Origin of the sequence: Pseudoalteromonas sp. S408, assembly GCF_005886645.1 — a bacterium.
Classification (GTDB): Bacteria; Pseudomonadota; Gammaproteobacteria; order Enterobacterales; family Alteromonadaceae; genus Pseudoalteromonas.
In genome coordinates this window covers 14,854-27,112 of sequence record NZ_PNDY01000030.1, presented here as the reverse complement: position 1 = coordinate 27,112, position 12,259 = coordinate 14,854, and the positions used below count along the sequence as shown (strand labels likewise).

10 protein-coding genes are annotated in these 12,259 nt (G+C 39.4%); 9 read left to right on the top strand and 1 reads right to left on the bottom strand.

Going from position 1 to position 12,259, the window contains the following annotated elements; all coding sequences use genetic code 11:
* Positions 1-17: 17 nt before the first annotated feature.
* The 5 genes from CWB62_RS16640 to CWB62_RS16620 all read left to right on the top strand — a co-directional run bounded on the left by CWB62_RS16640 (position 18) and on the right by CWB62_RS16620 (position 5,995).
* The gene (locus CWB62_RS16640) at positions 18-728 is read left to right on the top strand and encodes an ABC transporter ATP-binding protein (protein WP_138527919.1); all 711 of its coding nucleotides are present in this window, start codon (positions 18-20) and stop codon (positions 726-728) included.
* Positions 729-731: 3 nt separating this feature from the next.
* Positions 732-2,045: an ABC transporter permease gene (locus CWB62_RS16635; RefSeq protein WP_138527921.1), complete on the top strand. Its 1,314-nt coding sequence runs from the start codon at positions 732-734 to the stop codon at positions 2,043-2,045.
* An 11-nt stretch (positions 2,046-2,056) separates the two neighbouring features.
* Positions 2,057-3,265 carry an ABC transporter permease gene (locus tag CWB62_RS16630; RefSeq protein ID WP_082653605.1) on the top strand — a complete coding sequence of 403 codons (1,209 nt, stop codon included), beginning with the start codon at positions 2,057-2,059 and terminating at the stop codon, positions 3,263-3,265.
* 85 nt (positions 3,266-3,350) lie between these two features.
* On the top strand, positions 3,351-4,682 hold the full coding sequence (locus tag CWB62_RS16625) for a sigma-54-dependent transcriptional regulator (protein ID WP_138527923.1): 1,332 nt from the start codon (positions 3,351-3,353) through the stop codon (positions 4,680-4,682).
* Positions 4,682-5,995, top strand: a complete 1,314-nt coding sequence (locus CWB62_RS16620) for a sensor histidine kinase (RefSeq protein ID WP_058404312.1) — start codon at positions 4,682-4,684, stop codon at positions 5,993-5,995. Before CWB62_RS16625 ends, CWB62_RS16620 begins: the two co-directional genes overlap by 1 nt.
* A 92-nt stretch (positions 5,996-6,087) precedes the next feature.
* On the opposite strand, the gene CWB62_RS16615 is transcribed toward CWB62_RS16620, so the two are convergent.
* Positions 6,088-6,426, bottom strand: a complete 339-nt coding sequence (locus CWB62_RS16615) for a Grx4 family monothiol glutaredoxin (RefSeq protein WP_006792409.1) — start codon at positions 6,424-6,426, stop codon at positions 6,088-6,090.
* Positions 6,427-6,691: 265 nt separating this feature from the next.
* Between CWB62_RS16615 and CWB62_RS16610 the strand changes: the two genes are divergently transcribed.
* From CWB62_RS16610 to CWB62_RS16595, 4 genes are all read left to right on the top strand, one after another.
* Positions 6,692-7,273 (top strand): superoxide dismutase, encoded by a 582-nt coding sequence (locus tag CWB62_RS16610; protein ID WP_058404311.1) that lies wholly within the window; start codon positions 6,692-6,694, stop codon positions 7,271-7,273.
* A gap of 208 nt (positions 7,274-7,481) precedes the next feature.
* On the top strand, positions 7,482-9,404 hold the full coding sequence (locus tag CWB62_RS16605) for a PrkA family serine protein kinase (RefSeq protein ID WP_138527925.1): 1,923 nt from the start codon (positions 7,482-7,484) through the stop codon (positions 9,402-9,404).
* A gap of 30 nt (positions 9,405-9,434) precedes the next feature.
* Complete coding sequence (locus tag CWB62_RS16600; RefSeq protein ID WP_138527927.1) at positions 9,435-10,718, top strand: YeaH/YhbH family protein; 1,284 nt, start codon at positions 9,435-9,437, stop codon at positions 10,716-10,718.
* Positions 10,719-10,735: 17 nt separating this feature from the next.
* Positions 10,736-12,250 carry a SpoVR family protein gene (locus tag CWB62_RS16595; protein WP_058404308.1) on the top strand — a complete coding sequence of 505 codons (1,515 nt, stop codon included), beginning with the start codon at positions 10,736-10,738 and terminating at the stop codon, positions 12,248-12,250.
* Positions 12,251-12,259 lie beyond the last annotated feature (9 nt).

Genomic DNA, 12,259 nt, shown 5'->3' with positions numbered 1-12,259 from the left:
AAGTTAAGGAAAAAATCATGTTACAAATGAAAAATATAAGTAAAGTATACCAAACTGAAATGGTTCAAACTCACGCATTGAGGGACTTTAACTTAAATGTAAATGAAGGTGAATTTATAGCTGTCACAGGCCCGAGCGGCTCTGGGAAAACAACCTTTTTAAATATTGCAGGGATGTTAGAACCATTTAGTGAAGGTGACTATATTTTGGATGGTGTCAATGTTGGCAGTTTAAACGACAACCAACGTGCTGATTGTCGAAATCAAAAAATTGGTTTTATTTTTCAGGGTTTTAATTTAATACCAGATTTAAATTTATATGAAAATATTGAGGTACCTCTTCGCTATAGAGGTATTAAAGCAAAAGAACGTAAACGCACAATAGAGCAATGTTTAGAACAAGTAGGCTTAGCCTCTCGCGCTAAACACCTACCCCAGCAATTATCGGGCGGCCAGCAACAACGAGTGGCAATAGCCCGCGCACTTGCCGGAAAACCTCGTTTTTTACTTGCCGATGAGCCCACCGGTAACTTAGACAGCCTGATGGCTCGCCAAGTTATGGAGTTACTTGAGCAAATAAATCGCGATGGCGCCACTATTATAATGGTGACACATGATAGCGAATTAGCCCGCCGTGCACCGCGCAACATTCAAGTAGTTGATGGACAACTAGCCGACTTTACTTTGTACCAAGGTGCACAGCCAATAAATGTAGCACAAGGAGTATAATTCATGCTTGTTCATTATATTGACCTAAGTTGGCGTAGCTTTAAGCGCACACCACTTGTAAGCTCTTTAATGGTACTTGCTATAGCAATTGGTATTGGCATCACCATGACTAGTTTGAGCGTTTACCACATGATGTCGGCCGATCCAATTCCACATAAAAGCAGCCAGCTTTTCAGTGTGCAATTACAAATAATGGATGATGGGAGTACATGGTGGACGTCCGATAACCTCCCTCTTCAACTGACGTATCAAGATGCTGCAAATCTTTATCAGTCTCAATTAGGTGCTCAACGTTTAAAAATGGTACGAAGTGGTTTTTCTGTATACATAGATTCAGACAAAGTAAAACCGTTTAGCCAAAGTGCAAGACTTACTACTCCTGAGTTTTTTAATATGTTTGACCTCGAATTTATTTATGGTAACAAGTGGTCACAGCAGCAAGAAGACGATGCAGCGCCCGTTGTTGTAATTAGCGAGGAGTTAAACGATAAGTTATTTGCTGGTAAAAATTCAGTAGGTCAGATTATCTATCTTGACGATGCAAGTTACGAAGTAATTGGTGTTACAAAAAACTGGCCACTAACCATTAAATATTACGATTTAAATAATGGCGCATTTAACGATCCCGAACAACTTTTTATGCCATTTGGCCTTCTTGAAGCAAAACAACTGGGTAATTGGGGCAATACTAATGGTTGGAAGCATGAAGATGTTCGAAGCTTTACTGCCAAGTTACAGTCAGAAATGGTCTGGATTCAATTCTGGGTTGAGTTAACTACCGAGCAACAAAAAAATGTTTACGAAAATTATTTATTAGCTTATATGCAAGATCAGCAAAAGCTTGGTCGATTTGATCGCAAAGAGCTCGCCTTCAGCATTCGAGATGTTAACCAATGGATGGCTTACAATAATGTGGTTAGTGAAGATAACAAAATTTTAGTGGCACTCAGTTTTATGTTTTTAGCTGTGTGTTTGGCTAATATTCTTGGCTTACTACTTGCCAAATTTTTACGTCGAGCGCCGGAGGTTGGTGTGCGTCGTGCACTTGGTGCTAATAAACGTCAGATTTTTATGCAACATATTGTTGAAGTCGCTATGTTAGGGCTTTTGGGCGGGCTACTGGGGATTGTATTTGCTCAGTTAGGTTTATTAGGTGTTCGTCAGAGCTACCGTTATTACGAAAGCTTAGCGACGATGGATTTAAGTATGTTACTGAGCGCCCCTGTTATTGCTATCAGTACCTGTGTAATTGCCGGGCTTTACCCTGCTTGGCTGGTATGTAAAACCAACCCTGCAATTTATCTAAAAAGCCAATAAGGGCGAACGCAATGATATTAGAAATTAAACCTATTTTTCATGCGCTGTGTCGATCTAAAGTGGGTGCACTTTTGCTACTCATCCAAATAGCGATTACCACTGCAATTGTTAGTAACGCAGCCTTTATTATTCAAGACAGAGTAACCTACCTTAACCAAGAAACTGGCTACCCAGAAGACGAAATACTTGCTTTTCATGTCATGCATTTTGGTAAAGATGTTCAAAGCCACCAGCAATTTGAACTGGATGAAACCATGCTTAGAGCTATACCCGGTGTTAAAGACGCCGTGTATATTAATAATATACCGTTATCAGGTAGTGGTAGCTCTTCTGACTTCAGTGTTAACTCAGCGCCAGAACCTGGACTTTCAGCAAGGACGGCTTACTTTTTTACTGATGATCATGCAATTAACACACTTGGTGTTGAGCTGGTTGCAGGACGAAATTTCACCCAAGACGACATTGTCGTAACCAACGATAATGATCAACGCGCTAATGTAACTATTGTGACCCAAGCATTACTAAATGAGCTTTTTCCTGGTGAAAATGGCCTAGGAAAAACAATTTTCCTTGGTGATATTCCACTGAAAGTTGTTGGTGTAATTAAGCATGCAAAAGGGCCTTGGTTAAAAGACAGCCGCCCAAATAATATCGCATTAATTCCTTACATTAACCCCAATATATCTGGCAACTTTTTAGTTCGTACTGCTTCTAATGACCGTGCAGAAATAGCCAAACAGATTGAAGACGAAATGCTTAAAAATTATAACAAACGTGTAATTATCCGAATTCGTGGGCTAGACCAAGATAAAGCGCAATATATGGCTGAAGACACATTAATGATGCGTATGTTAGTTGTGCTTATAACTATCCTTTTACTTGTCACCGCTTTAGGAATATTTGGCTTAACCTTGTTCAACATAAGTAAGCGCACCAAGCAAATTGGAACCCGTCGTGCTTTAGGCGCTCGTAAATCTGCTATTATCAATTACTTTTTAGTTGAAAATGCCTTGATTTGCATTGCTGGATTAGTTTTAGGCGTAATTGCTGCCCTCGTACTTGGGCAATTGCTAATGCAACACTTTTCAATTGCTGCGTTACCCTTAGGCTATGTTGCAGCTACTGCCATTATGGTTTTTATAATGAGTCTTTTGGCTGTATTAGGCCCAGCTAAACGCGCTGCAAATATTTCGCCCAGTATCGCAACCCGAACCATATAGTACAGCTCCCAACCTATGCTACACTGACCAAACACGGTGTAGCATTTTCAATATTTAAATAATAATAAACAGCGATTAAATTCACATGGAAAAAATACTTATTGTTGATGATAATCCGGCCGTTTTAGAGGCATTATCATTACTACTAGAGATACATGACTTTAATGTAGTTACCGCATCAACGCCCTTTGAAGCCATTCAAATTGTGCAATACCAACGCATTGCTCTCGTTATTCAAGATATGAATTTTACCAGCGATACTACCTCCGGCGAAGAAGGTAAAACTTTGTTTTATGCGTTGCGTGAAGAAAACCCACACCTCCCTATTATATTAATAACCGCCTGGACTGAACTTTCAACGGCTATTGAACTTGTTAAAGCAGGCGCTGCCGATTACCTTCCAAAGCCATGGGATGACCACAAGCTTCTTACATGCATTAATAATTTAATAGAGCTGGGGCGCACTAAGCAACTTGTGGCCACGCACAACCGCCTACAAAAAGAGCGGGATGATAAATATAATACGGCTAACTTAGCAGGCCTTATTTTTAAAAGTACCGCAATGGAGCGATTAGTCATAATGGCATTACAAGTGGCTAAATCTGATATCTCTGCACTCATAACAGGCCCTAATGGCAGCGGAAAAGAATGCATTGCGACTATAATTCAAAAAAACTCTTCACTAATAAATCAGCCTTTCATAAAAGTAAATGCTGGCGCCCTACCCCAAGAACTTTTAGAGGCTGAATTATTTGGCGCAGAAGCCGGTGCCTACACAGGTATAACCAAGCAACGTATAGGTCGCTTTGAAGCGGCCGATGGTGGAACATTATTTTTAGATGAAATTGGCAACTTGCCACTTTCTGGGCAAATGAAGTTGTTGAGAGTATTACAAACAGGTGAATTTGAACGATTAGGCTCTACACAAACGCGCAAAGTTACGGTTCGTGTTATATCTGCCACCAACGAAAATTTATTGCACGCAATAACCGAAGGTCGTTTTAGAGAAGATTTGTACTATCGTCTTAATGTTATTGAGTTAAACGTACCTGCGCTTTGTGAACGTATTGATGATATTACCCCACTCATCAATCATTTTTTACCACATAGAGAGCTAAGCATTGATGCAGAGCAGGCGCTTAATCAATATCAATGGCCAGGTAATGTGAGAGAACTTGAAAACGCCTGTAAACGTGTGGGTGTTATAAAGCCTGATGGCTTGCTTAGCGCTGAAGACTTTGGCCTAACACCATCACTGCCAATAAAAATTAATGACGAAAAAAAAGAGCCTTCAAAACTCGAAATTGAACAATCAATACGCGCTAATCAGGGTGTTATTGCCAAAGTAGCACGAGAGTTTGGTTTAAGCCGCCAAGCACTATATAGGCGCTTACAAAAAATGGGTATTGATTACTAATGTTTAATTTTATTAGTCGCTTATCATTAACTCACAAAGTGGTAGGCATATGCATTATATGCAGCGTTTTACCTGTTATGAGCATTACAATAATTGCACAACCCCCGCTTTATTACTCTGTGTTGTTAGTCATAGCAGCTATGCTTACAAGTTTATTACTTGCTAGAGCCTTAACAAAGCCCATTAAGTTAGGGTTGCAATCGTTAGAAACTGGCTTGCTTAATTTTAAGGATGGTGAGCTTTCAAGTTTATTAGCTTATAAAAACAACGATGAGTTAGGAAAGCTATGTCAGCTTTATAATCAAACTGCAAAACAACTTCGCCAAGAAAAACAGTGGATTTATCAACGAGAGTTAATGCTAGACAAGGTATTACAAAGCTCTCCACAAGCCCTTTTACTCGTTAACGATAACAGTATTGTTGTATTTAGTAACTTAATCAGCCGTACGTTATTTAATAGCACAACACAATTGGAAGGCACGCAGCTTCAACAATTATTGTCTGATGCGCCTATTCAGCTTGCTAATGCTATTGAGCAAGGCGTAGATGGTTTATTTAATATTGAAGTAGACAATCACGATTCTCAAACTTGGCATTTATCTACTGGCGAGTTTTTACTTAATAACCAAAAACATCACTTATACATATTTAAACAACTTACCCGTGAGCTCAGCCGCCAGGAAGTAGCAGTATGGAAAAAAGTTATTCGAATAATAAGCCACGAGCTTAATAATTCACTTGGCCCTATGTCATCGATGCTGCATAGCGCTCAGCTTTTAGCTAGCCGCGTAGATGAGCCGCGTCTTGCAAGAGTGTTTTCAACAATCGATGAGAGAATAAGCCACTTAACTGAATTTGTTCAAGGCTATGGCAAATTTGCAAAGCTACCTACACCACAAAAATCAGCAATAAATTGGCAAAACACATTAAGTGATCTGAATAGGCAATGGCAGTTTAGCTACACAGTAAACACAACTCAAAGCATATTACATGCAGATCAGGCACAACTTGAGCAATTGCTTATCAACTTACTCAAAAATGCACACGAGTCAGGCTCGGATCCGTCTAAAGTAAATATATCTGTAGCGTTTTTTAATAATGCTTGCATAGTAGATATAAGCGATGGCGGAAAAGGGATGAGTGAGCAGGTCATGGCTAATGCACTCGTACCTTTTTATTCAACAAAAAGTACAGGAAGTGGTTTAGGGTTAGCGTTATGCAGAGAGATTGCTGAAGCACATAAGGGACAAATAAGCTTACATAATAAATTAGGTGGTGGCCTAAACGTGCAAATTACCTTGCCATGCACATAATTGATGTTGTTAAAAACAGCTAAAAACAACAAAGCCACTTAACGTGGCTTTTATCATCACAGCACTATAAAAATAGCACTCGCAAAGTAAGATTACTCAGCGTCAGCTTCTTTGTACTTAGCCGCTGTTTCTGTGATTAACGGTTGTAATTCACCACGTTGAAACATTTCGATGATGATGTCACACCCACCAATTAGCTCACCTTCAACCCAAAGTTGTGGAAATGTAGGCCAATTTGCGTACGCAGGAAGTTCAGCACGAATGTCTGGGTTTAGTAAAATATCAACGTATGCAAACGGTTCGCCACACGACATAAGTGCTTGTGAAGCTTGTGAAGAAAAACCACAATTTGGTAACTTAGGTGACCCTTTCATGAAAAGGATAATTGGGTTTTCTGAAATTTGCTGTTTAATTTTATCAATGGTTTCCATCTACAACCTCAAAGTAACGATAGCTAAATATACTTAGGTCTTGAAAATAACTCATCGTGACCATAAATATATAACTTAAAATGGGCAAATAAAGCCACAATTGAAATAGTCTTTCGCAATAGCATTGCTGTTTGCTTAAACTTGAGTAAAATACTCAACAATTATAGTAACACTATATTCCCGCTTGGTATAGGTAAGTGGTCTGTTTCAACAGGCATTACGTATTACCAAATGGACTATCAACTAAAAAAGATGGAGATAAAAAATGGCATTTGAACTACCGTCACTACCATATGCAATCGACGCACTTGAGCCACATATTTCAAAAGAAACATTAGAGTTTCACCACGGTAAGCACCATAACACTTACGTTGTAAAGCTTAATGGTTTGATCCCTGGTACAGAGTTTGAAAACAAATCTCTAGAAGAAATCGTATGTTCATCAGAAGGCGGTGTATTTAACAACGCAGCGCAAATCTGGAACCACACGTTTTACTGGAACAGCTTATCTCCAAATGGCGGCGGCGAGCCTACTGGCGCAGTTGCAGATGCAATTAACGCTAAATGGGGTTCTTTTGATGCGTTTAAAGATGCATTAAACGACAAAGCAGTAAACAACTTCGGTTCAAGCTGGACTTGGTTAGTAAAGCTTGCTGATGGTTCATTAGACATCGTTAATACATCTAACGCTGCGACACCATTAACTGACGAAGGCGTTACACCTGTTCTTACAGTGGATTTATGGGAACACGCATACTACATAGATTACCGTAACGTGCGTCCAGATTACCTTAAAGGTTTCTGGTCACTAGTTAACTGGGAATTTGCAAACGCAAACTTCGCTTAATTAGTACTTACCACTAATTTAAAAAAGGCGCTTCAGCGTCTTTTTTTGTGCCTGTTATTTGTACTTTTACACTCTGTAATTTGACAAAATAACCTTCTCCAACATGATCTTTTTTCACTTAAATTTTTATTTTTATTACACAAACATACACTTTCGCGACTAAACTTTAAAATGTAAGCACCTTTTACAGCGGGTTTCGGAGGTTATTATGACGATTTTTGAGCATTACCAAGCACGTTACGAAGCGGCACAAGAAGAAGAGTACAGTATCGCCGAGTTTCTTGATATATGTAAAACCGATAAGTCTGCCTACGCCAGTGCACCAGAGCGCCTTTTAATGGCCATTGGTGAACCTGACATGGTCGATACCGCAACGGATGCACGCCTCAGTCGGTTATTTTCTAATAGAGTAGTTGCACGCTACCCTGCCTTTACCGATTTTTATGGTATGGAGGATGCCATTGAACAAATTGTTTCTTATTTAAAACATGCAGCCCAAGGGCTCGAAGAGTGTAAACAGGTTCTTTACCTATTAGGTCCTGTAGGTGGTGGTAAATCATCTATTGCTGAAAAACTAAAGTACCTCATGCAACAAGTACCAATCTATTCAATTAAAGGCTCGCCGGTAAACGATCATCCACTGTCTCTATTTGATCCCATTGAAGACGCAAATGTACTAGAGCAAGAATACGGAATTAAGCCGCGTTATTTAAAAACAATTATGTCACCATGGGCAGGTAAAAGGCTCAAAGAGTTTAACGGCGATATAAGTAAATTTAAAGTGGTAAAACGCTACCCCTCAATTCTTAATCAAATAGGTATTGCTAAAACAGAACCTGGCGATGAAAACAACCAAGACATATCCGCATTAGTCGGTAAAGTAGATATACGTCAGCTTGAACATTTTGCCCAAAATGACCCCGATGCTTATGCGTATTCAGGTTCACTTTGTATGGCAAATCAAGGCTTGATGGAATTTGTAGAAATGTTTAAAGCCCCTATCAAAGTGCTCCATCCACTACTAACTGCCACACAAGAAGGTAATTACAATGGGACTGAAGGTATTAGCGCTCTCCCCTTTAATGGCATGATCCTCGCGCATTCAAATGAATCTGAATGGCAAACTTTTAAAAATAACAAAAATAATGAAGCCTTTTTAGACCGTGTGTATATAGTTAAGGTACCTTATTGTTTGCGTGTCACTGAAGAAATTAAAATTTACGACAAACTTCTTCAGCATAGTGAACTTCATAGCGCCCCTTGCGCGCCGGGTACCCTTAAAGCTTTAGCACAATTTACAACTCTCTCGCGGTTAAAAGAGCCAGAAAACTCAAGCCTATATTCTAAAATGCGAGTGTACGATGGTGAAACACTCAAAGACACAGATCCAAAGGCAAAGTCGTATCAAGAGTATCGCGACTACGCTGGGGTGGATGAAGGCATGACAGGTCTTTCTACACGCTTTGCATTTAAAATTTTATCTCGAGTATTTAATTTTGATAACACTGAAGTGGCCGCAAACCCCGTTCATTTATTTTATGTACTTGAGCAACAAATAGAACGTGAACAATTTAGTAGCGATGTTGAAGAACGTTACCTGAGCTTTTTAAAAGGCTATTTAATTCCTCAGTATGTTGAATTTATTGGTAAAGAGCTACAAACCGCGTATTTAGAATCGTACTCAGAATACGGGCAAAATATATTTGATCGCTATGTTATTTATGCCGACTTTTGGATTCAAGACCAAGAGTATCGTGACCCCGATACAGGCCAATTATTTGACCGAGCTGCGCTTAATGCTGAGCTTGAAAAAATTGAAAAACCAGCTGGCATTTCTAATCCTAAAGATTTTCGTAACGAAATAGTCAATTTTGTACTTCGCGCACGGGCTCACAACAATGGTAAAAACCCGCTCTGGACGAGCTATGAAAAATTACGCACTGTGATTGAGAAAAAAATGTTTTCGAACACAGAAGATCTATTGCCTGTGATTTCGTTTAACACTAAGACCTCCGCTGAAGATCAGCAAAAGCACGAAGACTTTGTTAATCGGATGGTCGAGAAAGGCTATACGCAAAAGCAAGTCAGGTTGTTATCTGAGTGGTATCTACGTGTTAGAAAATCGCAATAACCTTCATAGTTGTGGTTTTAGGAGGTAAATATGGCGCATTTTATAGACAGGCGTTTAAACGGTAAAAATAAAAGTACCGTGAATCGTCAGCGCTTTATCAGGCGTTATAAAAAACAGATAAAAGAAGCAGTGTCCGATGCAATAAATAATCGCAGTGTTACCGACTCTACATCGGGTGAAAGTATTTCTATTCCGCAACGTGATATTAGTGAGCCAAGCTTTCACCAAGGTAAAGGCGGTAATAAAAAACAAGTTCACCCGGGTAACGATCAATTTGCAACTGGTGATAAAATAGAGCGCCCCAAAGGCGGTCAGGGTGATGGTTCAGGTCAAGGAGAGGCAAGCGACTCTGGTGAAGGTCAAGACGAATTTGTATTCTCTATTTCAAAAGATGAATACCTCGATCTACTTTTTGAAGACTTAGAACTACCCAACCTTCAAGAAAATCAGCTTGATAAACTTGTACAAATGAAAACCCACCGTGCCGGTTTTTGCAGTGAAGGCATGCCAAGTAATATTGATATTGTACGTTCGCTACAGGGTTCACTAGCTCGACGTGTTGCTATGAGCGCAGGTAAAAAGCGCCGCTTAGCCGAGTTAGAAGCCCAGTTAAAAATATTAATACATGAACAACATAGCGATAAAGCAGCTGTTGCACTTTTACAAAAAGAAATAAGCCTACTTAAACAGCAAATTAAAGCTGTGCCATTTATTGATAACTACGACTTGCGATTTAGAAATTACGAGAAGCGCCCTCATCCCACCAGTAAAGCAGTTATGTTTTGTATTATGGATGTGTCGGGTTCTATGGACCAAGCCACGAAAGACATGGCAAAACGGTTTTACATCTTGTTGTATCAATTTTTAACTCGCAGCTATAAAGACATTGAGGTGGTTTATATTCGTCATCATACGCAAGCCACTGAAGTAGATGAACAAACGTTTTTTTACTCTCAAGAAACTGGCGGAACTATCGTATCCAGCGCACTTAAATTAATGGATAAAATAATTAAAGAGCGATACAACGCAGACGAATGGAATATATATGCAGCACAAGCATCTGACGGTGATAACTGGGCTGACGATACTCCGCATTGCGGGCAAATATTACGTAATAGCCTTTTAGGTGCTGTTCGCTATTTTGCCTACATTGAAATCACAACGCGTGCTCATCAAAGCCTATGGCGAGAATATCTAAATATTACGCAAACACACTCTAACTTTGCCATACAGCACATTCAAAGTGTTGAAGACATTTACCCTATATTTAGGGAGCTATTTAAAAAAGGTCGGCAACAAGAAGGCGCTGCATAACTAAGCGAGGTATTAATATGAATACTAAACGAATGAGTGACGGCCCTGATTGGACTTTTGATTTGTTAAATGAGTATCAAACAGAAATAGCCCGCGTTGCAGATCATTACCGGTTAGACACTTACCCTAATCAGATAGAAGTGATTACCGCCGAACAAATGATGGATGCATACTCAAGCGTTGGGATGCCTATTGGCTACAACCATTGGTCTTACGGGAAAAAATTCATCCAAACAGAGCAAAACTATAAACGCGGGCAAATGGGCTTGGCGTATGAAATAGTGATTAATTCAGACCCCTGTATTGCATACTTAATGGAAGAAAATACGTTACCTATGCAAGCACTGGTTATGGCGCATGCATGTTATGGCCACAACTCTTTTTTTAAAGGTAATTATTTATTTAAAACATGGACCGATGCCAGCTCTATCATTGATTACCTTGTATTCTCTAAAAATTATATCAGCCGCTGCGAAGAGAAATACGGTGTGACGGCAGTAGAAACCTTACTAGACTCATGCCATGCACTTATGAACTATGGCGTTGATCGTTATAAGCGCCCGCAACAAATTTCGTTATTTGAAGAGCAAAAGCGCCAAGAAGAACGCGAGGCTTATTTGCAATCTCAAGTGAACGAATTATGGCGAACAATCCCAGAAAACCATCAAGAAGCTAAAAAGAAAGAACGCCACTTTCCCAAAGAGCCACAAGAAAATATTTTGTACTTTATAGAAAAAAATGCCCCTCTTTTAGAGCCTTGGCAACGTGAAGTTATTCGTATAGTACGTAAAATATCACAATACTTTTACCCCCAAAAACAAACACAAGTAATGAATGAAGGCTGGGCCACCTTTTGGCATTACACCATTTTAAATCACCTATATGATGAAGGTAAACTTACTGATTCATTTATGCTGGAATTTTTACAAAGCCACACAAATGTTGTTTACCAACCACCTTACAATAGTCAGTATTACTCGGGGATAAACCCGTATGCCTTGGGTTTTAATATGATGGTTGATATAAGGAGACTATGCGAACACCCTACTGAGGAGGATAAAAGGTGGTTTCCTGAATACGCTGGAAGTAATTGGCTTGATACCCTGCATTTTGCTATGCAAAACTTTAAGGATGAAAGCTTTATAAGCCAGTTTTTATCCCCTAAATTAATTCGCGACTTTAAGCTATTTACACTTATTGATAACGCAAGCGCTCCGCATTTAGAAATAGGTGCAATTCATAACGACAGTGGCTACAAAGCTGTAAGAGAAGCGCTTTCAGCTCAATATAACTTAAGTAATCACGAACCTAACATTCAAGTGTACGATGTTGATATCAGAGGAGATCGCTCGTTAACGCTTAGGTATGTGCCGCACAATAATATACCTTTAGCAAATACACATGAGGAAGTACTTAAGCATCTTTATAGATTATGGGGATTTAAAGTAAAACTTGAAGAACTCGACAATAATGAACAAGTAACAACAGTTGGCCAATGCCCTAAAGACGACTTTCGCCATACAACCGAGTAATTAAAATCA